Here is a 24,937-nt window from a genome sequence, read left to right as displayed (position 1 = left end):
CGGGTACTGCGATGCGGATGAGCACACCGCGCCGTGACGGTCGTGGGACACGTGGAGAGACGTTAGCGGACCGAAGACACAAAGGCCAGCGCGGACTATTGGAGGAACATCCAAGGACGGAGCGGTAGAGCTCACGACCCCAAATGCCCGGGATCCTGGTTTTGAGATTTTTATGCCACTTACGCCGCTATTGCCGCTGGAGAGAACGAGCACGCCCGGCTTGAAATCACCCCCCGCACACACGGGCCCACCCCGGGGCATCTGTGGCAGATCGACCGTCGGCACGACTGGTCTACGCGAGTAGTTTCATGCCGAAACTAACGCCAAAACGGACTTCCGTGACGAGTGGGTCGGGAGGATCCTGCGGTCGCGTCGCGCGCCGTGTGGCGAATACGAGCCATCGGCTGGTCTCATTTTCGGCGGCGTGAATTGAGCGCTCCTTCGCTCGTCTGAGAACGCTGTGTTTCTTATCGGAACCGTAGGTTCCGAGTCCAGGAATCTCCGGCTTTGCCCGCGTGGCGGGGAACCCGCCACGGGCGACGCGCACGTCCGTCCCCCGGGCCCGTTTGCGGATCCCGGCGCGCAGCCGCGAGGGCGGTGCGCGGCTGGCGACCGACCCGCACAGCAGGTGGAGTCGGCCGTACCGGGGGCCTCACCGGCCCCCGTCCGGGACCGGATCGGGCCCGCCCCCGACAGCGTCCGGGATTCGGCGCCCGTCCCCGCCGGGAAAAGCCATTGCTCCGGGATCCCGCGCCGGGAGAGGGTCGCCACCATGGCACAGAGCACCGAACACCCACCGCACGCATCCCGCGCACCGCGCGGAGTCCGCGACCTCTTCTCCGCCGACGGCCGCCTCATCGCGATTCCCCGCAAGGTCGCGCGCCGCGAACAGGTACTGACGCACCTCACGGAGACCCTCTTCACGGTCGGACGGGAGTACACGGAGCCGGAGGTGAACGACGCGCTGCGCACCGTGCACGAGGACTGCCCGGCGCTCCGGCGCTACCTGATCACCGCAGGCCTGCTCACCCGAACCCGCGACGGCAGCAGCTACCGCCGGGCCGAGACGGCCCGCTAGCCGTCCGGCGGCCGCGGGCCGCCACCCCGGGCCGCGCCCCGGCCCCGCGACGCCCTCGCACCACCCACCTGCTCGTACGCCAAGTCCGTTGCGCGATTGCGGAGTTGTCGGAGGCTGACATGAGCCCCCGGGCGCGGCATCTCGCGTCTGCTCACACCCGGTCATTTGGGCGCGGATTCCGGACAAACCGCGGACCGGGAAGGGAGGACGTGGTCGGATGTTCGCTTCGGTGGCATTCGGCGAGTGCGAGGCGCGACATGACGACCACGACCGAGGAGCCCTTCCGCGCCCTCCTGGAGGCGGCGCCGGACGCGATGGTGATCGTGGACGACGCCGGCACGATCCGGCTGGTGAACGCGCAGACGGAAGCCCTGTTCGGCTACTCCCGGCAGGAGCTTCTGGGCCGGCCCATCGACATCCTCGTCCCCGAGCGCTTCCGGGGACACCACCCGCAGCACCGGACCGGGTACGCGGCCAGCCGCCAAGTACGCCCCATGGGGGCCGGACTGGAGCTGTACGGGCTGCGCCGCGACGGGCGCGAGTTCCCGGTCGAGATCAGCCTCAGCCCCCTGGAGACCCCCGACGGCCTGCTCATCTCGGCGGCCGTGCGCGACGTCAGCGACCGCCGGGCGGCGGAGGAACTGTTCCGCGCGCTCCTGGAGGCCGCGCCCGACGCGATGGTGATCGTGGACGACCGGGGCACGATCCGGCTCGTCAACGCCCAGACGGAGGCGCTGTTCGGCCACACCAGGGCCGATCTCCTGGGGCGGCCCGTCGAGGTGCTCGTACCGGAGCGGTTCCGTGGGCACCACTCCGCGTTCCGGCAGGGCTACTTCGTCAACCGCCAGGTCAGACCCATGGGGGCCGGGCTGGAACTGCACGGCCTGTGCCGCGACGGGCGCGAGTTCCCCGTCGAGATCAGCCTCAGCCCCCTGGAGACCCCCGACGGCACGCTCGTCTCCGCGGCCATCCGCGACGTCAGCGACCGCAAGGCCGCCGAGGAGAAGCTCGCCGAACTGTACGAACAGCAGCGGCACGTGGCCCTCACCCTGCAGCGCAGCCTCATGGGCTCGCCGCCCGAGGTCCCCGGCATGCCGACGGCCAGCCGGTACTTCCCGGCCCGGCAGGGCGCGGGGGTGGGCGGCGACTGGTTCGACCTGATCCCGCTGGGCGGCGGCCGCGTGGGCGTCATGATCGGCGACGTGATGGGACGCGGGCTGGAAGCCGCCGCCGTCATGGGACAGCTCCGCTCCGCGTCGCACGCCCTGGCCAAGACCGGGATGCCGCCCTGGCAGCTGATGCGCGCCCTCGACGCCGTGGTCAGCGAACTCCCGGACCAGTTCGTCACCTGCTGCTACCTGGTGGTCGACGCGGACGCCGCGGAGCTGACCGTGTGCTCGGCCGGACACCTGCCGGTCCTCATGGCCACCCCGGACGGGCACGTGAACAGGCTCCCGGTGGACGTCAGCGTGCCGCTCGGCGTCGGCGAGGTACCGCACGACGAGAGCCGACACACCGTGGAACCCGGCTCGGTGCTCGCCCTCTACACGGACGGGCTGGTCGAAACGCCGGGCAGCGACATTGAGGAGCAACTCGACATCCTCACCGCCGCGTTCGGCAAGGCGCTCGCCAACGCCGACGGTCTCGGAGCGATGGCCGACGCCCTCCTCGGCGAGATGCTGCCGGACGCGGACGAGAACACCGACGACGTCACCCTGCTGCTCGTGCGCATCCCCGACTCGCCGGTGACCTCGCAGACCGTGGTGCTGGCCCCGCGGCCGAGCAGCGTCGGCGAGGGGCGGCGGTTCCTGCGCTCCACCCTCGCCGCGTGGGGCACCGGGGACGACCAGTTGTGCGAAACGGCGTGCCTGCTCGCGTCCGAGCTCCTCTCCAACGCGGTGAGCCACGGCTTCGGACCGGTCCGGCTGCGGCTGCGCCAGGCGGGCCGGGAACTCAGCGTCGAGGTGTGCGACGGCAGCCCCGTCCTCCCCCAGGCGCGCTTCGCACCCCCGGACGCCGAATCCGGCCGGGGCCTGCTCCTCGTCGACTCCCTCGCCGAGTCCTGGGGCACGCTGCCGACGGCGGAGGGCAAGGCCGTCTGGTTCTCCCTGCCCCTGCCCGCCCCGCGCCGGACCACGTGACGGGGCGGGGCGGGGACGGGCGAGAACGGGACAGCGGGCCGCCGGGGTTCAGCCCCGGTACGTCTCCAGCAGGCGCAGCCAGACCTCGCTGATCGTGGGGAAGGCCGGAACCGCGTGCCACAGGCGCTCGATCGGGACCTCCGCCGTGACCGCGATCGTCGCCGCGTGGAGCAGTTCGGCCGCTCCCGGGCCGACGAAGGTGGCGCCCAGGAGGACCTCGCGGTCCAGATCGACGATCATCCGGGCCCGGCCGCGGTAGCCGTCCGCGTACAACCCCGCGCCGGAGACCTTCGACAGGTCGTAGTCGACGGCGCGCACCCGGTGGCCCGCCCGCTCCGCGTCGGCCAGGGAGAGGCCCACGGCCGCGGCCTCCGGGTCGGTGAAGACCACCTGCGGCAGCGCCTGCGTGTCGGCGGTCGCCACGTGCGCGCCCCAGCGGCCGGTGTCCAGCGGGACGTCGCCCGCCGCACGGGCCGCGATCGCGGCACCCGCGATCCTGGCCTGGTACTTGCCCTGGTGGGTCAGCAGCGCTCGGTGGTTGATGTCCCCGACGGCATACAGCCAGTCGTGGCCCGGGACCCGGCAGCCGTCGTCGACCCCGATCCACCCCCCGGCGGGCAGGCCCACCGTGTCCAGGCCGATGTCCTCGGTCCGCGGCGCACGTCCCGTCGCCACCAGGAGCTCGTCGCCCTCCAGCCTCTCGCCGCCCTCCAGGACGACGGTGACGGGCCCGGTCGAGCCGTCCCGTACGACCGACTCGACGGACACGCCCGTACGGACCTCCGCGCCCGCCTCGCGCAGCGCGTCGGCGACCAGCTCACCGGCGAAGGGCTCCATCCGCGGCAGCAGCCCCGACCCGCGCACCAGCACGGTCACCCGGGATCCGAGCGCCTGCCAGGCGGTGGCCATCTCGGCGGCCACCACCGACCCGCCCACGATCAGCAGCCGGCCGGGCACCTCCCGCGCCGAGGTCGCCTCGCGGGAGGTCCAGGGACGCGCCCCGGCCATCCCCGGCAGGTCGGGGACGAGCGCCCGGGTGCCGGTGGCGACGACCACCGCGTGCTTGGCGGAGAGCACGTGGTGCTCGCCCTCCGGGCTGGTGACGGCGACCTTGCGGACCCCGTAGAGCCGGCCGTGGCCCCGGTACACGTGCGCCCCGATGGAATCGAGCCAGTCGATCTGGCCCTCGTCCTTCCAGTCTCCCGTCCAGTAGTCGCGGTGCGCGAACACCGCCGCCGCGTCCAGCGGCCCCTGCACGGCCCCGGCCAGCCCCGGCACCCGGCGGGCGTCCGCCCGGGCCAGCGCCGGGCGCAGCAGGGCCTTGCTCGGGACGCACGCCCAGTACGAGCACTCCCCGCCCACGAGCTCGCTCTCCACCAGCGCCGTGCTCAGCCCGGCGGCGCGGGTACGGTCGGCGACATTCTCGCCGGCCGGGCCCCCGCCGAGAACCACGACGTCGTACTCCACCGCTTCAGTCATACGGGCCAGTGTCACCGCTGGTCGGGCGCCACGTCACGCACTCAGGCCTCCGGCGTGCCGGACCCCTCGGCGTCCGCGGTGCCCGTGCCCCGGGCGGCCTGCTGCTCCTCGGCGATCTTGGCCCGTACCTCGTCCATGTCGAGCGCGCGCGCCTGCCCGATGACGTCGGTGAGGGCCGCCTCCGGCAGGGCGCCGGGCTGCGCGAAGATCGCCACCTGGTCGCGGACGATCATCAGGGTCGGGATCGAGGTGATGTCGAACGCGGCGGCCAGCTCTTGCTGCGCCTCGGTGTCGACCTTGGCGAAGACCAGGTCGGGGTGGGCCTCGGAGGCCTTCTCGTAGACCGGGGCGAACGCCAGGCACGGCCGGCACCAGCCCGCCCAGAAGTCGATCAGCAGGAACGGGTTCTCGCTGACCGTCTGGTCGAAGTTTTCCTTGGTGAGCTCGACTGTAGCCACGGTGTCCAAACCTCCTGATGAGAGCCGTCTGCCTGCTTGAACGAACGACCCGCCCGCATCATTCCGCCCGGGACGGCCGCCGCGCTAGAACGGGTGGCCGGCCGGACTCGTGCGGGCCGTGGTCCAGCGCAGTTCCGTGAAGGCGTCCAGGTTCGCCTCGCCGCCGAAGCGGGCGCCGGTCCCCGACGCGCCGACCCCGCCGAAGGGCGCCACGGCCTCATCGTTCACCGTCTGGTCGTTGACGTGCGCGATCCCGGTCGGGATCCGGCCGGCCAGCTCCAGCCCGCGCCCCGCGTCGCGGGTCACGATGCCGAGGGAGAGTCCGTACGGACCGGCCGAGGCCAGCTCCACCGCCTCCTCCTCGGTCGCGAAGGACCGCACGGGCGCGACGGGGCCGAAGACCTCCTCGGCGTACGCGGGGGTGTCGTCCCCGACCCCCGCCAGCACGGTGGGCCGGTAGAAGAGCTCCCGGTGGGCGCCGCCCGCGACGAGTTTGGCCCCCTGGGCGGTGCTCGCCTCCACCAGGGCGTGTACGCGTTCCACCTGGCGCCGGTCGATCAGCGGGCCGAGGTGCACCTGCTCGCGGTACGGGTCGCCCACCGCCAGGGCCTCGGCGCGCGCCGCGAGCCGCTCGACGTACTCGTCGTACAGCGAGGCGTGGACGAGGTGGCGTCCGGCGGTCATGCAGATCTGGCCCTGGTGGAAGAAGGAGCCCCAGGAAGCCTGCGCCACGGCCGCCTCGACATCGGCGTCGCGCAGCACGACGAGGGCGGAGTTGCCGCCCAACTCCAGGTGTGCGCGCTTGAGGTGACGCCCCGCCAGCTCCCCCACGGTGCGCCCGGCCGCGGTGGACCCGGTGAACGACACCACCCGCACCCGGGGGTCGGCGACGACTGCGGCGCCGGTCTCGGCGCCTCCGGGCAGGACGTGCAGCAGCCCGCCCGGCAGGCCGGCGGCGGCGAAGACCGCGGCGAGGGCCAGACCACCCGACACGGCCGTGCGGCGGTCCGGCTTGAGCAGGACGGCGTTGCCGAGCGCCAGCGCGGGCGCGACCGAACGGATCGACAGGATCAGCGGAGCGTTGAACGGCGCCACGACCCCGACCACCCCGGCCGGCACCCGGCGGGTGAAGGACAGCCGGGGCGCCTCGCTCGGCAGCACCTGCCCGGTCGGGCGCGAAGCCAGGGCGGCGGCCTCGTAGCACTCCTGGGCGGCGACGTGCAGTTCGAAGGCCGCCTTACCGGGTATCGACCCCGATTCCCGTACCAGCCACTCCCCCAGCTCGTCGGCGTGGGCGGCGAACAGGTCCCCGGCGCGGCGCAGTACGGCGGCCCGCTCCAGGTGGGTGGTGCGGGACCAGTCCCGCTGTGCGACCCCGGCCCGCACGGCGGCCTCGGCCACGTCGGCCGGGGCGGCGAGCTCGAAGGTGGCGAGGGTGCGGCCCGTGGCGGGTTCCACGACGGGGGCGGCGCCGCCGGTCAGGGTGGGTCCGTCCTGCCAGAGCGTCGGATCGAGGAGCGGCATGGCGCGGGGCCTCCGGTGGGGATGGTCGGGGCGGGGGGCGGCAGCACGCGCCATCGTGCCAGACCCTGGGCCCCACTTCTGTTCAGTTATTGGGCAGTTGACCCGGGCACGTGACCGGAAACGATCGAGACCCGCGACCTCGGCGCCGGCTTGAGGGGCCCGGCGCCGGTTCGGTGCCCCGGCGCCGGTGGCTGCCCCGTGTTCCCGGAGCGGCTCAGCGTTCCAGGACCAGGGCGATCCCCTGGCCGACGCCGATGCACAGGGCCGCCATGCCCGTACCCGACCCGGCCGCCGCCAGCTGGTGGGCGACCGAACCGGCCAGCCGGGCCCCCGAGGCGCCGAGCGGGTGGCCGATCGCGATGGCCCCGCCGCGCGGGTTGACGACAGCGGGGTCCAGCTCGGGCCACTCGGCGAGGCAGCCCAGCGCCTGCGCCGCGAAGGCCTCGTTCAGCTCCAGGACGGAGAGGTCCGCCAGACCGCGGCCGGCCTTGTCCAGGGCCCGCCGGACGGCCTCCACGGGGCCGAGCCCGAAGAGCTGGGGCTCGATCCCGGTGACCGCGGACGCGCTGATCCGGGCGAGCGGTTCGCGCCCGGTGGCCGCGAGGCCCGCCTCGTCGGTCAGCAGCAGGGCGGCCGCGCCGTCGTTGAGCGGCGAGGCGTTGGCGGCGGTGACCGTGCCGGAGCCGTCCGTCCGGAAGGCGGGCCCCAGCCGGGCCAGCGCCTCCGGCGTGGAACCCTCCCGTACGCACTCGTCGCGCGCCAGGTCCACCCCCGCGTACGGGACGACCTCCCCGTCGTACAGCCCGCCGGCCCAGGCCGCCGCGGCCTTGCGGTGGCTCTCCAGGGCGAAGGCGTCCTGCGCCTCGCGGGTGATGCCGTACTTCTCGGCGATGAGTTCGGCGCCCTCGCCGAGCGAACCGGTCCACTCGGCGGGCATGCGCGGGTTCGTCATCCGCCAGCCGAGGGTGGTGGACCACAGCTGCTGGTGGCCGGCGGGGAAGGCCCGCTCGGGCTTCTGGACCACCCAGGGGGCCCGGCTCATCGACTCGACGCCGCCGGCGATGGCGACGGAGGCGTCACCGAGGGCGATCGCGCGGGCGGCCTGGATCACGGCTTCGAGACCGGATCCGCAGAGCCGGTTGACGGTGACGCCGGGGACGGTCACGGGTAGCCCCGCGAGCAGCACCGCCATCCGGGCGACGTCGCGGTTGTCCTCGCCCGCGCCGTTGGCGTCGCCGAAGACCACGTCGTCGATGCGGGCCGGGTCGAGGTCGGGCGTACGGTCCACCAGGGCCCGGACCACGTGTGCGGCGAGGTCGTCCGGCCGGACTCCGGCGAGGGCCCCGCCGAACTTGCCGATCGGGGTGCGGACGGCGTCGACCACGTAGACGTCGCGGACGGTGCGGCTGCTCATGGGGTCTCTCCTGGGCGGATCCGTACGGGCAGGCGGGTGGAGCGGGGCCGGAGCCGGGCGGCGTGGCGCGCGGTGCCTTCGTGGGTACCGGGGCGCACGGCCGGGTGCGCCCGGTGGGGCGCGCCCGCAGTCTCCGTCCGCACGTCACCGCCTGTCAACGACCTCCGGGCGGGCGGGCGCGCGGGGGCCGGGCCCGCGGGGCCCGCGGGGCGTACGGGCGTACGAGGCGCGCCAGCGGCTCGGGCGGGCCCGTGCACGCCTCGGGCGGACGCGCGTGGCGTGCGGATCAGGTCGACTCGCGCCGGATGGCCTGGGCGGCCATCAGGTCGTGCCGCTGCGTCACCTCCGACGCCTCGCGCACCGCGCGGTCCACGAGCGACGCGAGGTGGTCGCCGGTCGGCATCTCGATCTGGACCGTGCTCAGCCGGGGCCGCAGCAGCCTGCCGATGAGCAGGTCGTCGGCCCCGATGACGGCGACGTCCTCGGGGATGCGCAGCCCCTCGTCCTGGAAGGCCCGCATCAGCAGCATCGCGTACTCGTCGTTGTAGGCGAAGGCCGCGTCCCTGCCGAGCCCGCGCCAGCGGGCCGCGAGGGCCGCCGCGGATTCCTCCGAGTACGACATCGGGAAGGCCTCGATCTCCGCGCCTGCCACGGACCGCGCGCCCTCCAGCCGGGGCCCGGAGAACAGTTCCAGCCCTTCCTCCTCCGGCACGACCACGCCGATCCGCCGCCGCCCGCGCTCCACGAGGTGGGCGGCGGCGCGGGCGCCGACCTCACGCTGGTCCATGACGAGCGCGTGCGCCCCCGGCACGCCGACCGGGCCCATCGTTATCACCGCACGGGCACCGGCGCGCTTCAGGGTGGCGACGTTGTGCGCGGAAAGCGTGATCTCGCCCATGGAGATCACCGCCACGGGGCGCAGTTCCGCCCACGCGCGGGCGGCCTCGTCGCCGGTGAGGCCGAGGCTCCCGTACTGGACCACGGTGTAGTCGAGGCGGCGCAGGGCCCACTGGAGCTCGTTCAGGAAGGTGCTGTACAGCGGGCCGACCGGTACGTGCGAGGTCGGCAGCAGGACGAGCCGCGTGTGCCCGGCGCGCAGGCTGCGGGCGGCCGCGTGCGGGACGTAGCCGAGCTCCTCGGCGGCCCGGCGGACCTTGACGCGGGTGGGCTCGCTGATGCGGACGGCTTCCGCGTTGTTCAGCACGTACGAGACGGTGGCGCGCGACACGCCGGCGAGGCGGGCCACGTCGGCGCTGGTCGGAACGGGAGGCGGCGGCGTGGGAGCCGGCCCGGCGGCCGGTGCCGGCTGCTTCGGCGAATTCGGTGACTGAGACATTGCCTTGGCATCCTTCCAGACCGGTCGCACCGGTCGCACCGGGGGCCCGGCGGATGGCCTGAAAGGCATGCTACACAGCGATGACACGAGTCATCGGTGCGCGGCGCCCGCCCGCGCCGCGACGCACCTCGGGGGCCGCACCACCCGCCCTCCCCGGACCCACGCCCGGCACGGCCCCCCCAGCCCCCTCCCACCCGGCGCGGCAGCTCAACTCCGTTTCGACGCAGGGACGTCGACCCGCGGCACCGCCCACGGCCAAGCCCACACCGGCACCCGAGCCCGCCGCCAGGGCCCGGAGCCTACGACAACCAAGGCCCCGGGCGTACGAGAACCAGGGCCGCGGATGGTCGGATGCCGAACGGAAGTCGGGGGGCAGCACCGCCCCGCCCCGCCCCGCCCCGCCCCGACAGCCCGAACACACACCCGGGCATGTCCGTCGGGTCGGGCGGAGCCGGTACCGCTCCCCTCCGGCGGCATGACCCGCCCCGCTCGCAGGGTGCCCCGAGCCGTCCGGCGGACGGCCGCGCCCGTGAGCCGTGGTGCGCCGACAGCGGATCCGGCCAACCGGGCCTGCCGCGGGGGCCCGTGGGTGTGGAGGGAGGACTCCCGCGCACGGCGCCGACCCCGCCACCGGCGCCGTGCGCGCGGGCGGCAGCCTTCGGGTCAAACACCGCCCGTCGGCGCCCACACCGGCTGGTCCCGGCGGCGCTCGGCTCCGACGGAGCGGGCTCGGTACGGATCCCCGCGGCCTGGACCCACCTCATCGGCGTGAAGCCGCAGCGCGGGCGGATCTCCACCTGGCCGGAGCCCGAGTCCTTCAACGGGCTCACTGTCAACGGCGTGCTGGCCCGCACGGTCGCCGACGCGGCGCTGCTGCTGGACGCCGCCGCCGGCCAGCACGCCGAGGACCTGCACCGCCCCGCCGGGATCCGCGCCGTCGAGGCGGCCGGGCGTACGCCGCGGCGGCTGCGGATCGCCCTCTCGTTCAGGATGCCGTTCACGGCGACGCCCAAGTCGCTTGACCCCGAGGTTCGTTCGGCGGTGGAGCGGCTGGCCGGGCGGCTGGAGTCGCTGGGCCACGAGGTGGTGCCGGAAGACCCCCGGTACGGCCCGATCGGCCTGACCTTCGTGCCCCGCGCGACCGCGGGCGTACGGGACTGGGCGGCGCGGGTGCCGGACCGCGCACTGCTGGACCGGCGTACGCACGAGGCCGTCCGCACGGGCCGGATCCTGGGCGGTCTGCCCCTGCGGCTCTCCCGCCGGGCCGAGGCGGGCCTGCGCTGGCGGGTGGGTGAGATGTTCGGCCGCTACGACGTGGTCATGACCCCGACGACGGCCACACCGCCGCTGCGGGTCGGCGCGTTGGAGGGCCTGGGCGCGATGGCGACGGACCGGGCGATGATCGCCGCCTGCCCGTACGCCTGGACGTGGAACGTCCTGGGCTGGCCGGGGGTGAACGTCCCGGCGGGCTTCACCCGGACCGGCCTGCCCCTCGGCGCCCAACTCCTGGGCCCGGCCCACTCGGAGCCGCTGCTCCTGTCCCTGGCCGCCCAGGCGGAGGCTGCCGCCGCCTGGTCACCCGCCCGCCCGTCCTGAACCCGCGGTACGGAGCCGGCGGGGCGGCGACGCGGTCCCCCGGCCGGGCCGGGCCGCCGATCGGCCGAGCGACCGGGCCGCGAAGGCGGGTACCCTCCGCGCCATGACGGCACTTTCACCTCACGGCGGCAGCCACCTCGACCAGCCCGGCCGCGACGGGCACACCGCGACGGCCGAGGCCGATCCGTGCGGCATCGGCCCCGTGCGCACCGAGTACGCGCCCGACCCCGACGGGGATCCCGACCCGGGCGAGATCGTGTGGACCTGGGTCCCGTACGAGGAGAACGACGGGCGCGGCAAGGACCGCCCGGTGCTGGTCGTGGCCCGGGAGCCGGGCGGGCGGACCCTGCTCGCCGTCCAGCTGTCCAGCAAGCGGCACGACCACGACCGGGAGTGGGTGCCGATCGGCACGGGCCCCTGGGACAACGCGGGGCGGGAGTCCTGGGTGGCCGTGGACCGGGTGCTGCGCGTGCACGAGTCCGGGATGCGGCGCGAGGCCTGCGCCCTGGAGCGGGCGAGGTTCCAGCTCGTCGTCGACCGGCTGCGCGAGCGCTACGGCTGGCAGTAGCGCGCACGGGCGGCGACGTCGTCCCGCCCGCACGGCGCCGCGCACGCCCGCCGCCGCCCGCCCTCCCGCCCGGACCTGCGCCCTCCGCTGTCCGGGCGGGCGCGGCGCTCAGGCCGGGAAGGCCCGGTCGAAGGTGGCGCGGGGCCCGGGGTCCCGGTCGAGGATGCCGAAGACGACCCGTTCGAATGTGCCCGCGAACCGTCCGGTCAGGAGGGTCCGGAAGGCATCGGCCACCTGCCCGGGGTCGTTCTGGAACACCCCGCACCCCCACGCCCCCAGCACCAGCCGCCGGTATCCGTGCAGCGCGGCGACCTCCAGGACGCGCTCCCCGCGCCGCAGCAGGGCGCCGGGGATCTCGGCGGCCCGCTCGGGCTCTTGGCGGCGGATCGTGCCCGCGTTCGGTGCCGGAGAGGTGAGGAAGCCGGCCCGGAAGGGGACCTCCAGCAGCGCGCCCCGGTCGTCGCGGAAGACGGGGACCCCGGGCGAGTGAATCACCCGGTCGGTGTAGAACGTGCTGCGCTCCGCCCGGTGCGCCGCGTAGTACTCCGGCGCCTCCAGCAGGGTCTCGTACAGGGCGGAGGCGCGGCACAGGGCCTCCTCCTGGGCCTTGGCCCCGCGGACGTAGCCGCCCCCGGGATTCCGGGCCGAGGCGAAGTTCAGGACCGCCACGGAAGCGGCCTGGGAGCCCTCCGTCGCGAGCCTGCGGGCCGCCACCGTGCTGCTCTCCCCCGTGACCTCGAACGCCGTCGGGCCGCCTCCACCCCGTGGCAGTTCACCAGGAATGACAGGGTTCGGTCCATATATTCTGGTTCCTGCCCTGGCTTCCGCCAGGGCGGTGGCCAGGGAAACCTGCCGTCCCGACCGCGCCCGGTAGCCGCCGGCCGCCAGGACCTCGGAGTTCTCCCGCGCGATCGCGCGCAATCTGCTGCTCACACCTCATCCTGGGCATCGCGGCCCCTGGAAACAAAGGAATTTGTGCCCCGGGGGCGGGTAGGCACCGGTGATGTCACGGCCGACGACAGGAGACGAGGACCCGTTCATGTCGCACGACTCAGCCGTTCCCGCACCCGCACCACAGGCCCCGCACACCGCCGCGCCGCCCCCCGGCGCGCCCCTCACCGAGACGGAGGCCGAGGACCTGCTCCACGGCATCTGTTTCAAGACCGGCCCGCCCCGGCTCATCGGCGCCGAGCTCGAATGGCTCGTCGTGGACGCCGAGCGTCCCGGGCTGCCCGTGCCGCCCGAGCGGCTGCGCTCCGCGCACGCCGCCGCCCGCGCCCTGCCCCTGCACTCCTCGGTGACCGTCGAGCCCGGCGGCCAGCTGGAGCTCAGCTCCGTCCCCTCGGCCTCCCTCACCGGGTGCGTGGACGACCTCCAGTCCGACCTCACCGCCGTCCGGGCCGCGCTGCTCTCCCGCGGCCTGGTCCTGCGCGGCCTCGGCCAGGACCCGCGCCGCCCCTACCACCGGCTGCTGCGCAGCCCGCGCTACGAGGCCATGGAGGCCCACTTCGACCGCACCGGCCCGGCCGGCCGCGCCATGATGTGCGGCTCCGCGTCCGTACAGGTCTGCGTGGACGCCGGTCAGGAGGAGCCCGGCCTGTTCGGCCTCGGCCGCCGCTGGCGCCTCGCCCACCTGCTCGGCGCGGTGCTGGTGGCCGCGTTCGCCAACTCCCCCGGCCTGGAGGCCCCGTACGCCGGCTGGCGCTGTGCCCGCCAGGGGAACTGGGCCGACATCGACAGCCGGCGCGCCCTCGCCCCGCCGATGGACGCCGCGCCCCGCTCCGGGTGGGTGCGGCAGGCGCTGGACACCGAGCTGATGTGCGTGCGGTCCTACGACGGCGACCCGTGGTCGGTGCCCCGCGGGATGACCTTCCGGGACTGGCTGCGCGGCGGCGGGCTGCCCGGGCTGCGGCCGCCGGACGCCGGCGACCTCGACTACCACCTCAGCACGCTGTTCCCGCCCGTCCGGCCCCGCGGCCACCTCGAACTGCGGATGATCGACGCCCAGCCCGGCGACGACGGCTGGCTGGTGCCCCTGGCCGTGGTCCACGCGCTGTTCGACGACCCGGAGGCGGCGGAGACGGCGTACCGGGTGGCGAAGGCGCTGGCGGACTCCTACGGCCACGGGCCCGCGCCCCGCAACCCGCTCTGGAGGTCGGCCGCCCGGCACGGCCTGGCCGACCCCGAACTGCGGAGCGCCGCCACCGCGTGCTTCCGGGCCGCCGCCGAGGCGCTGCCGCGGCTCGGCGCGAGCACGGGCGTACGGGACACCGTCGCGGCCTTCGCCGACCGGTACGTCCTGCGCGGCCGATGTCCCGCCGACGACCCGGCCGGGCAGCGGCTCGCCGGAGCGGAGGTCCGCCCGTGACCACCGACGCACCCCGCACGCCCCCCGTGGACCTGCGGGAGCGGGCGGCCGCCGCACTGACCGCCGCCCGCGCCCGTACGGCCGCGCTCACCGATCCCGTCAGCGAGCCGGACCTGGTCGCGCAGCACTCGCCCCTGATGTCGCCGCTGGTCTGGGACCTGGCGCACATCGGGAACATGGAGGAGCTGTGGCTCCTGCGCAACGTCGCGGGCCGCCCCTCCATGCACCCCGAGATCGACCCCCTGTACGACGCCTTCGAGCATCCGCGGGCCGAACGGCCGAAGCTGCCGCTGCTGGCCCCCGAGGAGGCCCGCCGGTACGCGGCCGAGGTGCGGGGCCGCGTCTTCGACCTGCTGGAGCACACTCCCTTCGAGGGCACGGCGCTGCTGGACTCCGGCTACGTCTTCGGCATGATCGCCCAGCACGAACAGCAGCACGACGAAACGATGCTGATTACCCATCAGCTGAGGGCGGGCGCCCCCGTCCTGACGGCCCCCGAGCCCGACGCCCCGTTCGATCCTCCGGTCGCCGCCGAAGTCCTCGTACCCGGCGGCCCCTTCACGATGGGCACCTCCGCCGAGCCCTGGTCGCTCGACAACGAACGCCCCGCCCACACCCGGGACACCGTGCCGTTCTGGATCGACACGGCTCCGGTGACCAACGCCGCGTACGAGGCGTTCATCGCGGACGGCGGCTACGGCGACCCCCGCTGGTGGGCCCCGGCTGGGTGGGAGCAGATCCGCGCGCACGGCATCGGTGCCCCGCTGTTCTGGCGCCGGGAGGACGGCCGGTGGCTGCGCCGCCGCTTCGGGGTGACCGAGCCGGTACCGGCCGACGAGCCGGTGCTGCACGTCAGCTGGTACGAGGCGGACGCCTACGCCCGCTGGGCGGGACGCCGACTGCCCACGGAGGAGGAGTGGGAGAAGGCCGCCCGGCACGATCCGGCGACCGGCCGCTCGACCCGCTACCCCTGGGGCGACGCCGACCCGACCCCCGCCCACGCCAACCTCGGCCAGCGCCACCTGCGCCCGGCCCGGGCGGGCAGCTACCCCGCCGGGGCCTCCGCCCTCGGGGTGCGCCAGCTGATCGGCGACGTGTGGGAGTGGACGGCCTCCGACTTCCTGCCGTACCCGGGGTTCCGGGCCTTCCCGTACCGGGAGTACTCGGAGGTGTTCTTCGGACCGGAGCACAAGGTGCTGCGCGGCGGCTCCTTCGCGGTCGACGCGGTCGCCTGCCGCGGCACGTTCCGCAACTGGGACCTCCCGGTGCGCCGGCAGATCTTCTCCGGGTTCCGCACCGCGCGGGACGGTGGCGCCTGATGTGCCGTCACCTCGCCTACCTGGGGCCCGTGGTGGCCCTCGGGCGGCTGCTGAGCGAGCCCGCGCACTCCCTGGTGCGCCAGTCCTGGGAGCCGCGCCGGCAGCGCAACGGCACGGTCAACGCCGACGGCTTCGGCGTCGGCTGGTACGCAGAGGGCGACCCGGTACCGGGTCGCTACCGCCGGTCCGGGCCCGTGTGGGGCGACGAGACCTTCACCGACCTCGCGCGCGTGGTGCGCAGCGGGGGCCTGCTGGCCGCCGTACGGGACGCCACCCTGGCCGGGGCCGACGGCGAGGCCGCGGCGGCGCCGTTCGCGGACGGGCCGTGGCTGTTCAGCCACAACGGCGCGGTGCGGAACTGGCCGGACGCGGTGGCGCCGCTCGCGGCCTGTCTGCCGCCCCGGGAGCTGCTCCAGCTGTCCGCGCGGACGGATTCGGCGTTCGTGTGGGCGCTGGTCCTGCGCCGGCTGCGCGCCGGGGACGACCTGGGCACGGCGCTCGCCGAGCCGGTCCGGGAGGTGGCGTCGGCCGCGCCCGGCTCCCGGCTGAACCTCCTGCTGACCGACGGGGCGGCCATCGCCGCGACGGCCTGGGGCGATTCGCTCTGGTACCTGGCCGACCCGGGGGCCCGCCGCACGGTGGTGGCCTCCGAACCGTACGACGACGACACCCGCTGGTGCGAGGTGCCCGACCGGACCTTGCTGACCGCCACCCGCACCCGGGTCGAACTGACCCCTCTCAAGGAGTCCCCGCTCGGGGAGAAGGAGCGCTCGTGAGTGACTTCCAGTTGACCCGGACCCTCGACGAGAACGCCGCGGAGGCCGCGCTGCGCACGGACGTCCGGCACGGGCTGACGGGCACCCCCAAGGCGCTGCCGCCCAAGTGGTTCTACGACGCGCGGGGCAGCGAGCTGTTCGAGGAGATCACCCGGCTGCCCGAGTACTACCCGACGCGGGCGGAGCGGGAGATCCTGCTGGAACGGGCAGGTGAGATCGCCTCGGCGAGCGGCGCCCGGACCCTGGTGGAGCTGGGCTCCGGGTCCTCCGAGAAGACCCGGCACCTCATCGAGGCGATGCCCGGGCTGGACACGTACGTACCGGTGGACGTGAGCGAGAGCGCCCTGAGGGGGGCCGCGGAGTCCCTCCTGGAGGAGCATCCGCGGCTGCGGGTGCACGCACTGCTGGCGGACTTCACGCGGGCCCTGCGCCTTCCGGAGTCACCCGGGCCGCGGCTGGTGGTGTTCCTCGGCGGCACGATCGGGAACCTGCTGCCGCCGGAGCGGGCGCTGTTCCTGGCCTCCGTACGGGCGATGCTCTCACCGGGGGACGCGCTGCTGATGGGGACGGACCTGGTGAAGGACGAGGCCGTGCTGGTGGCGGCGTACGACGACGGGCAGGGGGTCACGGCGGAGTTCAACAAGAACGTCCTGTCCGTCGTCAACCGGGAGTTGAACGCGGACTTCCACACCGCCGACTTCGAGCACGTGGCGGTGTGGAACCGGGAGCAGGAGTGGATCGAGATGCGGCTGCGGGCCCGGTCGGACCTGTTGGTGAAGATCCGGGCGCTGGACCTGGTCGTGCCGTTCACGGCGGGCGAGGAGATCCTGACGGAGATCTCCGCGAAGTTCCGTCAGGAGGGCGTGCGCAAGGAACTGGGCGCCGTGGGGCTGGAGTTGACCCAGTGGTGGACGGACGCGGCGGGCCGCTTCGCGCTGTCCCTGTCGGTCGCCCACGCCCCGGCCGGCTGAGCGGGGATCCCCGGTAGCAGCGCCGGGCCCGCGGCGGCGGCGACGGCCGCCTGAGCCGCGGCCGCGAGGTCCCGCCGGTCCGCGTACCGGCCCGGCGGGATCCGCGGCAGCAGCCCGACCTCGGCCCGTACGCCGCGGGCCCGGGCGATCCGCCACAGGGAGGCGGTCAGCGGATCGTCGCCGACGAAGGCGGGCTCCCCGGCCGGCGTCCCGTCGCCCCGCAGGTAGGCGAGGTGCACGGGCTGTACGGGGACCCGCGCGTCCAGGGCTGCCTGGAAGGCGGCCCTGCGGAAGGGCCCCCGGGCGCGCCCGCACCAGGTGGACCCCTCGGGGAAGACGGTGACCCGGTCTCCGGCCAGCAGGGCCCGGGTGACGTCCCCGATGGCGGCGGGCAGGGTGCGCAGCCGGTCGCGTTCGATGAACAGGGTTCGGGCGCGCCGGGCGAGGCGGCCGATGACCGGCCACGCCCGGAGGTCGCTCTTGGCCAGCATCCGGGAGGGCAGGACGGCCAGCACGAGCGGGATGTCCAGCCAGGAGATGTGGTTGGCGACGATCAGGCGCCCGCCGTCCGGGCCGGGGCTGCCGTACGGGGTGACGCGTATTCCGAAGGCCCGTACGAGAGCGGTGGCCCAGGCCCGCACCGCCGCGTCCCGGGACCCTGCGGGCAGCAGCCGGACCGCCGGGGCGCACAGGACGCCGGCGAGGACCAGGGCCGCGGCCCCGGCCAGCCGGAGCACCGCGCGCGGCAGCCCCGCGGTGCGCCCCTGGTGGCCGGCGCAGGCCTCGGGGGTGCACGGCGAGGTGGGCAGCCAGGCGCTCATGCGGCCGGGGCGAGCGAGAGGAAGTGCCTGAGGTAGCGCGGGTTGGTGCGGCGCAGGGAGAGCAGGACGTACAGGTCGGCGCAGCCGAACTCGGCGTCGAGGGCCGGCTCGCCGCAGACCCAGGCGCCCAGGCGCAGGTAGCCGCGGAGCAGCGGGGGCACCTCCATCCGGTCGGGGTGGGCGATGCCCGCGGGGTTCCAGGGGAGGTGCGGGGTGACGCGGTACTCCTCGGGGGCGAGGTGGCGGGCCAGGGTGGTCTCGCGGGTGGCGGCGGCCAGGATCCCGCCGTCGGCGAGGGGGATCGAGCAGCAGCCGGCGAGCCAGTTGTGCCCGGAGCGGTCCATGTAGCGGGCGAGGCCGGCCCAGATGAGGGCGATCACGGCGCCGTTGCGGTGGTCGGGGTGGACGCAGGAGCGGCCGACCTCGACCAGGTCGGGGCGGATCGGGCCGAGGGCGGAGAGGTCGAACTCGCCCTCCGAGTAGAGGCGTCCGGCGATCGCGGCTCGTTCCGGGGGCAGCAGCCGGTAGGTGCCGACGACCTGGCCGGTCTCCTGGTCGAGGACGAGGAGGTGGTCGCAGTACGCGTCGAAGGCGTCGGCGTCGAGACCCGGCTCCGGGCCGTCGAGGCGGGCGCCGAGCTCTCCGGCGAACACCTGGTGGCGCAGGCGCTGGGCCGCGCGCACCTCGTTCTCGTCGCGGGCGAGGCGGACGGCGTAGCGGGGGGCGGGGGCGACGGGGCCGGGGGCCGAGGGCGCGGGGAGGGCGGCCGGGACGGCGACGCGGGCGGCCGGGGCCGCGGGGAGGGCGGCCGGGGCGCCGGTGAGGGGGGACGGGGACAGGGGTGCGATGGTCATGGCGACTCCTGAGCCGGGCACGGAGAGCCGGGCCGGCGGTTGTGCGGCCTGGCTCCTTACTTCTTCCGTGGCGGGCTGGATTCGACATGGCCGCGCCGAGGCCCCTGGATGTGCGGACGCTGAACTCGGCGGTGGGCGGCGTCCCCGGGGTGCCGACGGGCACCCGGGGACGCCGCACCGGTCGCGGCGGCGCGGTCCTCAGCGGTCGGAGCTGAGGAGCCGGCCGATGGTGTCGGAGGCCGACCTGGCGGCCTGCTTGGGGTCCTGGCCGGTGAGGACGGCCGTCATGAAGGGCTTGATCGGGTTGTCGGCCTCGACCTCGGCCCACCGGGCGGAGTTCGGCGTGGCCCGGCCCTGGGCCGCCCCGGGGGCCATGGCCACCGCTCCCTCGTTGCCCTCGACGACGTGGGCCAGGGTCGTCCGGTTCGGCACGTAGCTCATGGTGCGGGCGAGCTCGGTCTGCCACTTCTCGCTGACCAGGGCGGTGATCACGTCCACCGCGCGGGCCCGCTGCCCGGTGTTCTCCGGGATGATCAGGTCGGAGCCGCCGGTGAAGACGGCGCCCGCCTTCTCGGAGGTCTTGCCGGGGATCGGGAAGAAGCCGAGCTTGTCCTTGAGGGCGGGGTTGGCCGCCTCGATCTCCTTGACCTGGCTCGGCGGGGCGATGATCTGGGCGACCTGGCCGCGGGCGAAGACCTCCGACTGCGGGGGCGTCTCCTCGTCCGCGTCCTTGGGGCCGTCGCCGAGCGCCTGGAGCTGCTTGTAGAACTCCATCCCGGCCAGGGCCTTGTCGTCGTGGAGCGCGCCCGTCCACGTGCCGCTGTTCTCGACGGCGAGCTCGCCGCCCTCGTCCCAGACGAACCCGGCGAGGACGTACCAGTTCTGGCCCGCGAGGTAGATGCCCTGCTGGTCCCCCTTGTCGAGCCGCTGGGTGGTCTGGATCCACTCCTGGCGGTTCTTGGGCACCGCCTTGACGCCGGCGTCCGCGAAGAGGTCCTTGTTGTAGATGACCACCCGGTTGGCGGCGTACCAGGGGATGCCGTACTGGGCGCCGTTGACGCTGCCGGGGTCGGAGAGGCCCTTGAGCCAGTCCTTGTTGCCCCATTCGCGCAGGCCCTCCAGGGTGAGTTCGGAGAGCCCGCCGACCTCGATGTACCGGGCCACCTGGGTGTTGCCCACCTCGATGACGTCGGCTCTCTCCTTGCTCTTGCCGGAGAGGACGCCGCTCACCTTGTCGCCGATGCCGGTCCAGTCCTGGATCTTCACCTCCAGGTCGACATCGGGATGCTCCTGTTCGAACGAGGCGGTGAACTTGCCGATGAAGTCGTCCGAGGCGCTGCCCTTCATCAGCCAGAGCGTCACCTTCTGGGGCCCTCCGGCCGAGTCGGCCAACTGGCTGCAGCCCGTGAGGGCGGTCGCGGCCGCGAGGGCGGTGCACACGGCAAGGAAGCGCATCTTCACGAAGGTCCACCTTCTGGGAACGGGGCTCAGATGGCTTGAAATTGGCATAGACCAATAGGCGGGTCAAGGGGGTTTGGCCCGGGACTCTTCACACAAAGTTCGCGGAGAATGACGAACTGGGGCACCGTGGAACAAGGCAACAGCCACCCAGTGTCGGGAGACCCCCATGTCCAATCACACGTACCGGGTGACCGAGATCGTCGGCACTTCCCCCGAGGGCATCGATCAGGCCATCCGCAACGGGATCAGCCGGGCGGGGCAGCACCTGCGCAATCTGGACTGGTTCGAAGTCGTCCAGGTGCGCGGGCACATCGAGAACGGCGAGGTCGCGCACTACCAGGTGGGCCTGAAGGTCGGCTTCCGCCTCGACGAAGACGCCTGAGGCCCTGGCGCGGCCGCCCGGACCCGACGCCCGGGGCACGCGAGCGGCCCGGACCCGACCGCCCGGGCGGCGCCCTTCGGGTGCGGCCGCTCAGGTGCGGCCGCTCAGGTGCGGCCGCTCAGGTCCGCGCCTTGAGGTGCGGCCGCGCTCGGGTGCGGGCCCTCGGCTGCGGCCGCTCAGGTGCGGGCCTCAGGTGCGGCCCTCGACCTCCTGGGCCGCCTTGAGTTCCGGCGCGTCCGCCGCCCAGTCCGCCAGGACCACCCGGAAGCCCGCGGCGCGCGCCGCCCCGCACACCAGCTCGTCGTCGTCGACGAGCATCCGCACCTCACGGTCCCGGGCGACCCGCTTCAGCACCTCCAGCTTCGTCGTCCGGGCCGGCCGGCGGTCCTGGTTCCCGCGCATCCACAGCGTCCCCCCGGGCAGGCCGTGCCGGGCGAGCCAGTCGGCCGTGTCCTTCCGGCACCGCTCGGGGCGGCCCGTCAGGTACACCACCTCGCACTCCTCCGCGCTCTCCCGCGCCAGCGCCACCCCGCGCGCGAGCGGCGGATCGGCCGGGGCCGCGCCGAAGAAGCCGTTCCAGTCCCGCGGCCGGCCCTCCAGGAAGTGCTGGCGGTGGCCGGTGTCGGCCAGGGTGTTGTCGATGTCGAAGACGGCCAGCGGCCGCGCGGTGCTCTCGGTCATCCCGCCAGCCTAGGGCGCGCCCCGGGGAAGCCGGCCGGGAGGGCGAACGGCCCGCGACCGGGCATCGCGACGGCCCGGGAATCCCCGCGGCCGCCCAACGTTGACACGGGTGTGATCCGAAAACTCTCGATACTCGACCGGTCCCGCACCCGCGAGGGCCACCCCGCCCCGCAGGCGCTGCGCGACACCGTGGACCTGGCCCGCACGGCCGAGGAGCTCGGATACCACCGCTTCTGGGTCTCGGAGCACCACAGCGTGCCCGGCGTGGCGGGTTCCGCCCCCACCGTGCTCGCGGCCGCCGTCGCCGGCGCGACCCGGCGGATCCGGGTCGGCACGGGCGGGGTCATGCTGCCCAACCACCAGCCGATGGTGGTCGCCGAGCAGTTCGGGGTGCTGGAGTCCCTCTTCCCCGGCCGGATCGACATGGGTCTCGGCCGCTCCGTCGGCTTCACCGACGGGATCCGGCGCGCCCTGGGCCGCGACACCGGGGACGCCGACCGGTTCGAGGAGCAGCTGGCCGAGCTGCTGGGCTGGCTCGACGGCAGCCAGGAGACCCACCCCGAGGTCCACGCGCGCCCCGCCGAGGGGCTGCGGATCCCCGCCTTCGTACTGGCCACCGGCGCCGGGGCCGGGATCGCCGCCCGGGCCGGGCTGCCGCTGGTCGTGGGCGACCTGCGCTCCCGCGACCGGGTCGCGCGGGCCGTCGCGACGTACCGCGGGGAGTTCCGGCCCTCCGCGTGGGGCCCGGAGCCGTACGTCGTGGTCTCCGGGACGGTCGCGGTGGCCGCCACCGCGGAGGCGGCCCGCCAGATCCTCGTGCCGGAGGCGTGGTCCGTGGCGTACTCCCGCACCCGGGGGAGCTTCCCGCCGCTCCGGCCGTCCGAGGAGGTCGAGGCGCTGGAGATGTCCCCCAGGGAGCGGGAGCTGTACGAGGGCGCCCTCGCGGGGCACGTCCACGGCACCGAGGAGCAGGTGGCGGCGGAGCTCTCCGAGGTGGCCGCCCTGACCGGCGCGGACGAGCTGCTGGTCACCACGTCCACGTACGACCGGACGGCGCTGCTGGACTCCTACCGCGGGCTGGCCCGGATCGCGGGCCTCTAAACTGGGACGAATGCACCAGCCCGCGTCCGCGCCCCTCCCCGCCGGCCCCCCTGCCCGCGATCAGCGCGGCCTAGATCTGCGCGGCCTAGATCTGCGCGGCCTCGACCCGTACGTCCGCGTCCGGGGCGCCCGGGAGCACAATCTGCGCGGTGTCGACGTGGACGTCCCGCGCGACGCGCTGACCGTGTTCACGGGCGTCTCCGGCTCCGGCAAGAGCTCGCTCGCCTTCGGCACGCTCTACGCGGAGGCCCAGCGCCGGTACTTCGAGTCGGTGGCCCCGTACGCCCGGCGCCTCATCCACCAGATCGGCGCACCGAAGGTCGACTCCGTCACCGGACTGCCGCCCGCCGTCTCGCTGGAACAGCGCCGCTCCTCCCCCGGTTCGCGCTCCTCTGTGGGGACGGTGACCCTGCTGTCGAACTCGCTGCGGATGCTGTTCTCCCGGGCCGGCGCCTATCCCGCGGGCGCGGAACGCCTCGACTCCGACGCCTTCTCCCCCAACACAGCCGCCGGCGCCTGCCCTTCGTGCCACGGGATCGGCCGGATCCACCGCACGAGCGAGGAACTGCTCGTCCCTGATCCAGGTCTGTCGATCCGTCAGGGTGCCATCGCCGCCTGGCCGGGCGCCTGGCAGGGCAAGAACCTGCGGGACGTCTTGGAGGCGCTGGGGCACGACGTGGACCGGCCCTGGCGGGAGCTGCCCGCGAAGGACCGCGAGTGGATCCTGTTCACCGAGGAGCAGCCGGTCGTGACCGTGCACCCGGTGCGCGACGCCGACCGGATCCAACGGCCCTACCAGGGCACATACATGAGTGCCCACCGCTATGTCATGCGGACGTACGCGGACAGCAAGAGCGCCGCCCTGCGGGCGCGCGCGGAGAAGTTCCTGACCGACTCGCCGTTCCCCGCGTGCGCGGGGCGCCGGCTGCGGCCGGAGGCGCTGGCCGTCACCTTCGCGGGGTACGGCATCGCGGACCTCGCGGGGATGGCACTGTCCGAGCTGGACGCCGTGCTGGCCGCCGTCCCCGGCTCCGCGGGCGCGGGCGCGGGCTCCGAGCCCGTAGCCGGGGCCGGGACCGCGGCGGGGGCGGGGGCGGGGGCGGGGGCGGGGGCGGGGGCCGCGGCGGGGGCGGGCGCCGGAGAGGCTGCGCGGGTGCTCGCGGAGGACCTGCGCTCGCGGATCGGACCCGTCACGGAACTCGGGCTGGGCTACCTGAGCCTGGACCGCACCGCGCCCACCCTGTCGGTGGGCGAACTGCAGCGGCTGCGGCTGGCGACCCAGCTGCGCTCGGGGCTGTTCGGGGTGGTGTACGTGCTGGACGAGCCCTCGGCCGGGCTGCACCCCGCCGACGCGGAGGCCCTCCTCGGCGTACTGGACCGGCTCAAGGAGGCCGGGAACACGGTGTTCGTCGTGGAGCACCACCTGGACGTGGTGCGGCACGCGGACTGGCTGGTGGACGTGGGGCCGCTGGCCGGGGAGCACGGCGGGCAGGTGCTGTACAGCGGGCCGCCCGCGGGCCTGGCGGGCGTACCGGGGTCCGCCACGGCGCCGTACCTGTCCGGGACGGCCCCGGTGGACCGGGCGCGGCGACCGGTGCGCACGGCGACCGGGTCCGTGCACCTGAGCGGGGTCGACCGGCACAACCTGCGCGGTGTGGAGGCCCGGTTCCCGCTGGGGGTGTTCACGGCGGTGACCGGGGTGTCGGGGTCGGGGAAATCCACGCTGGTGGGCCAGGTACTGGCCCGGGAGGTCGGCGAGCGGCTGGCCGACCCGGACTTCCCCGTACGGCGGCTGGTGGCCGTCGACCAGAAGCCGATCGGGCGCACCCCGCGGTCCAACCTGGCCACGTACACGGGCCTGTTAGACGTCGTGCGCAGGCTCTTCGCCGCGGCGCCGGAGGCACGGGCGCGCGGCTGGAAGGTGGCCGGTTCTCCTTCAACGTGCCGGGCGGACGGTGCGAGACCTGCCAGGGCGAGGGTTTCGTCTCGGTGGAGCTGCTGTTCCTGCCGAGTACGTACGCCCCGTGCCCCGCCTGCGCCGGAGCCCGGTACAACCCCGAGACCCTGGAGGTCCGGTACGGGGGGCTGGACATCGCGGAGGTCCTCGGCCTGACGGTGGAGGCGGCGGCGGCCTTCTTCGCGGAGGCGCCGGCGGCCGCGCGCAGCCTGCGGGCCCTGGAGGACATCGGGCTGGGCTACCTGCGGCTAGGGCAGCCCGCGACGGAGCTGTCGGGCGGCGAGGCCCAGCGGATCAAGCTGGCCACGGAGCTGCAGCGACTGCGCCACGACCACACCCTGTACGTACTGGACGAGCCGACGACGGGCCTGCACCCGGCCGGCGTACGGGTACTGCTGCGGCAGTTGCACGGTCTCGTCGACGCCGGGCACTCGGTGGTCGTCGTCGAGCACGACATGGCGGTGGTGGCGGGCGCGGACTGGGTGCTCGACCTGGGCCCGGGCGGCGGTACCGAGGGCGGCCGCATCGTGGCGTCGGGCACCCCGGCGGAGGTGGCCGCGGCCGGGGTGGGCCGCACGGCACCGTACCTGGCGCGGGCGCTGGCGGAGGACGGCGGCCGGAACGCTCCGTGACGGCCCCGCGCGGCCCGGCA

At 74.7% G+C, this 24,937-nt stretch carries 20 protein-coding genes and 1 pseudogene; 11 read left to right on the top strand and 10 right to left on the bottom strand.

The window, feature by feature from the left end:
* Positions 1–772 precede the first annotated feature (772 nt).
* Together ACFWTC_RS24280 and ACFWTC_RS24275 are read left to right on the top strand one after the other, a co-directional pair.
* Positions 773–1,078, top strand: coding sequence for a DUF2087 domain-containing protein (locus ACFWTC_RS24280; RefSeq protein ID WP_383922904.1), 306 nt, complete (start codon positions 773–775; stop codon positions 1,076–1,078).
* A 257-nt stretch (positions 1,079–1,335) separates the two neighbouring features.
* Positions 1,336–3,219: a PAS domain S-box protein gene (locus tag ACFWTC_RS24275; protein ID WP_383922901.1), complete on the top strand. Its 1,884-nt coding sequence runs from the start codon at positions 1,336–1,338 to the stop codon at positions 3,217–3,219.
* Between the two features lie 48 nt (positions 3,220–3,267).
* Here ACFWTC_RS24275 and ACFWTC_RS24270 read toward each other — a convergent pair whose 3' ends face one another.
* From ACFWTC_RS24270 to ACFWTC_RS24250, 5 genes are all read right to left on the bottom strand, one after another.
* Positions 3,268–4,698 (bottom strand): dihydrolipoyl dehydrogenase family protein, encoded by a 1,431-nt coding sequence (locus tag ACFWTC_RS24270; protein WP_383922899.1) that lies wholly within the window; start codon positions 4,696–4,698, stop codon positions 3,268–3,270.
* Positions 4,699–4,739: 41 nt separating this feature from the next.
* Positions 4,740–5,156: a thioredoxin family protein gene (locus ACFWTC_RS24265; protein WP_383922896.1), complete on the bottom strand. Its 417-nt coding sequence runs from the start codon at positions 5,154–5,156 to the stop codon at positions 4,740–4,742.
* Positions 5,157–5,240: 84 nt separating this feature from the next.
* Entirely contained in the window at positions 5,241–6,680 is a 1,440-nt protein-coding gene (locus ACFWTC_RS24260; protein ID WP_383922894.1) for an aldehyde dehydrogenase family protein, read from the bottom strand.
* Between the two features lie 214 nt (positions 6,681–6,894).
* Positions 6,895–8,094 carry a thiolase family protein gene (locus ACFWTC_RS24255; RefSeq protein ID WP_383922891.1) on the bottom strand — a complete coding sequence of 400 codons (1,200 nt, stop codon included), beginning with the start codon at positions 8,092–8,094 and terminating at the stop codon, positions 6,895–6,897.
* Positions 8,095–8,380: 286 nt separating this feature from the next.
* The gene (locus ACFWTC_RS24250; protein WP_383922888.1) at positions 8,381–9,430 is read right to left on the bottom strand and encodes a LacI family DNA-binding transcriptional regulator; all 1,050 of its coding nucleotides are present in this window, start codon (positions 9,428–9,430) and stop codon (positions 8,381–8,383) included.
* Positions 9,431–9,781: 351 nt separating this feature from the next.
* Here ACFWTC_RS24250 and ACFWTC_RS24245 point away from each other — a divergent pair, with 351 nt between their 5' ends.
* Together ACFWTC_RS24245 and ACFWTC_RS24240 are read left to right on the top strand one after the other, a co-directional pair.
* Entirely contained in the window at positions 9,782–11,026 is a 1,245-nt protein-coding gene (locus tag ACFWTC_RS24245) for an amidase family protein (RefSeq protein ID WP_384028403.1), read from the top strand.
* 103 nt (positions 11,027–11,129) lie between these two features.
* Entirely contained in the window at positions 11,130–11,594 is a 465-nt protein-coding gene (locus ACFWTC_RS24240; protein WP_383922882.1) for a type II toxin-antitoxin system PemK/MazF family toxin, read from the top strand.
* 108 nt (positions 11,595–11,702) lie between these two features.
* Here ACFWTC_RS24240 and ACFWTC_RS24235 read toward each other — a convergent pair whose 3' ends face one another.
* A complete protein-coding gene (locus ACFWTC_RS24235) occupies positions 11,703–12,527 on the bottom strand; it encodes a TIGR02452 family protein (RefSeq protein WP_383922879.1) in 825 nt (274 codons plus the stop codon).
* Positions 12,528–12,633: 106 nt separating this feature from the next.
* On the opposite strand from ACFWTC_RS24235, the gene egtA reads away from it, so the two are divergent.
* Genes egtA through egtD form a run of 4 tightly spaced genes read left to right on the top strand, consistent with a single transcriptional unit; the run spans position 12,634 to position 17,028 of the window.
* Positions 12,634–13,962, top strand: coding sequence for an ergothioneine biosynthesis glutamate--cysteine ligase EgtA (gene egtA, locus ACFWTC_RS24230; RefSeq protein WP_383922876.1), 1,329 nt, complete (start codon positions 12,634–12,636; stop codon positions 13,960–13,962).
* A complete protein-coding gene (gene egtB / locus ACFWTC_RS24225) occupies positions 13,959–15,281 on the top strand; it encodes an ergothioneine biosynthesis protein EgtB (protein WP_383922873.1) in 1,323 nt (440 codons plus the stop codon). Before egtA ends, egtB begins: the two co-directional genes overlap by 4 nt.
* A complete protein-coding gene (gene egtC, locus ACFWTC_RS24220; protein WP_383922870.1) occupies positions 15,281–16,057 on the top strand; it encodes an ergothioneine biosynthesis protein EgtC in 777 nt (258 codons plus the stop codon). The genes egtB and egtC overlap by 1 nt, the downstream gene beginning before the upstream one ends.
* On the top strand, positions 16,054–17,028 hold the full coding sequence (gene egtD / locus ACFWTC_RS24215; RefSeq protein ID WP_383922867.1) for an L-histidine N(alpha)-methyltransferase: 975 nt from the start codon (positions 16,054–16,056) through the stop codon (positions 17,026–17,028). The genes egtC and egtD overlap by 4 nt, the downstream gene beginning before the upstream one ends.
* Here egtD and ACFWTC_RS24210 read toward each other — a convergent pair.
* The 3 genes from ACFWTC_RS24210 to ACFWTC_RS24200 all read right to left on the bottom strand — a co-directional run bounded on the left by ACFWTC_RS24210 (position 16,911) and on the right by ACFWTC_RS24200 (position 20,164).
* Entirely contained in the window at positions 16,911–17,849 is a 939-nt protein-coding gene (locus tag ACFWTC_RS24210; RefSeq protein WP_384028401.1) for a lysophospholipid acyltransferase family protein, read from the bottom strand. The two genes, egtD and ACFWTC_RS24210, sit on opposite strands and share 118 nt — an antisense overlap.
* Positions 17,846–18,703, bottom strand: a complete 858-nt coding sequence (locus ACFWTC_RS24205; protein WP_383922861.1) for a GNAT family N-acetyltransferase — start codon at positions 18,701–18,703, stop codon at positions 17,846–17,848. Before ACFWTC_RS24205 ends, ACFWTC_RS24210 begins: the two co-directional genes overlap by 4 nt.
* 198 nt (positions 18,704–18,901) lie before the next feature.
* Positions 18,902–20,164, bottom strand: coding sequence for an extracellular solute-binding protein (locus ACFWTC_RS24200; RefSeq protein ID WP_384028399.1), 1,263 nt, complete (start codon positions 20,162–20,164; stop codon positions 18,902–18,904).
* 166 nt (positions 20,165–20,330) lie between these two features.
* Between ACFWTC_RS24200 and ACFWTC_RS24195 the strand changes: the two genes are divergently transcribed.
* Complete coding sequence (locus ACFWTC_RS24195) at positions 20,331–20,546, top strand: dodecin (protein WP_383922856.1); 216 nt, start codon at positions 20,331–20,333, stop codon at positions 20,544–20,546.
* A 189-nt stretch (positions 20,547–20,735) separates the two neighbouring features.
* Here the strand turns inward: ACFWTC_RS24195 and ACFWTC_RS24190 are convergent, their stop codons facing one another.
* Complete coding sequence (locus ACFWTC_RS24190) at positions 20,736–21,227, bottom strand: hypothetical protein (protein WP_383922853.1); 492 nt, start codon at positions 21,225–21,227, stop codon at positions 20,736–20,738.
* 111 nt (positions 21,228–21,338) lie between these two features.
* Here ACFWTC_RS24190 and ACFWTC_RS24185 point away from each other — a divergent pair, with 111 nt between their 5' ends.
* Together ACFWTC_RS24185 and ACFWTC_RS24180 are read left to right on the top strand one after the other, a co-directional pair.
* Positions 21,339–22,328 carry an MsnO8 family LLM class oxidoreductase gene (locus tag ACFWTC_RS24185; RefSeq protein WP_383922850.1) on the top strand — a complete coding sequence of 330 codons (990 nt, stop codon included), beginning with the start codon at positions 21,339–21,341 and terminating at the stop codon, positions 22,326–22,328.
* Positions 22,329–22,338: 10 nt separating this feature from the next.
* Positions 22,339–24,917: pseudogene (locus ACFWTC_RS24180) on the top strand (ABC transporter).
* The last annotated feature ends 20 nt before the right edge of the window (positions 24,918–24,937 follow it).

The sequence above is a fragment of the Streptomyces sp. NPDC058619 genome (genome assembly GCF_042717785.1).
Lineage (GTDB): Bacteria > Actinomycetota > Actinomycetes > Streptomycetales > Streptomycetaceae > Streptomyces.
The sequence above is the reverse complement of the archived record's forward strand: the minus strand, read 5'-3'. Positions and strand labels throughout refer to the sequence as shown.

Coding starts and splice junctions, on each gene's coding strand:
- ACFWTC_RS24280 (WP_383922904.1), top strand. CDS start 773: ATGGCACAGAGCACCGAACACCCACCGCACGCATCCCGCGCACCGCGC.
- ACFWTC_RS24275 (WP_383922901.1), top strand. CDS start 1,336: ATGACGACCACGACCGAGGAGCCCTTCCGCGCCCTCCTGGAGGCGGCG.
- ACFWTC_RS24270 (WP_383922899.1), bottom strand. CDS start 4,698: ATGACTGAAGCGGTGGAGTACGACGTCGTGGTTCTCGGCGGGGGCCCG.
- ACFWTC_RS24260 (WP_383922894.1), bottom strand. CDS start 6,680: ATGCCGCTCCTCGATCCGACGCTCTGGCAGGACGGACCCACCCTGACC.
- ACFWTC_RS24255 (WP_383922891.1), bottom strand. CDS start 8,094: ATGAGCAGCCGCACCGTCCGCGACGTCTACGTGGTCGACGCCGTCCGC.
- ACFWTC_RS24250 (WP_383922888.1), bottom strand. CDS start 9,430: ATGTCTCAGTCACCGAATTCGCCGAAGCAGCCGGCACCGGCCGCCGGG.
- ACFWTC_RS24245 (WP_384028403.1), top strand. CDS start 9,782: ATGCCGAACGGAAGTCGGGGGGCAGCACCGCCCCGCCCCGCCCCGCCC.
- ACFWTC_RS24240 (WP_383922882.1), top strand. CDS start 11,130: ATGACGGCACTTTCACCTCACGGCGGCAGCCACCTCGACCAGCCCGGC.
- egtA (WP_383922876.1), top strand. CDS start 12,634: ATGTCGCACGACTCAGCCGTTCCCGCACCCGCACCACAGGCCCCGCAC.
- egtC (WP_383922870.1), top strand. CDS start 15,281: ATGTGCCGTCACCTCGCCTACCTGGGGCCCGTGGTGGCCCTCGGGCGG.
- ACFWTC_RS24210 (WP_384028401.1), bottom strand. CDS start 17,849: ATGAGCGCCTGGCTGCCCACCTCGCCGTGCACCCCCGAGGCCTGCGCC.
- ACFWTC_RS24205 (WP_383922861.1), bottom strand. CDS start 18,703: ATGACCATCGCACCCCTGTCCCCGTCCCCCCTCACCGGCGCCCCGGCC.
- ACFWTC_RS24195 (WP_383922856.1), top strand. CDS start 20,331: ATGTCCAATCACACGTACCGGGTGACCGAGATCGTCGGCACTTCCCCC.
- ACFWTC_RS24190 (WP_383922853.1), bottom strand. CDS start 21,227: ATGACCGAGAGCACCGCGCGGCCGCTGGCCGTCTTCGACATCGACAAC.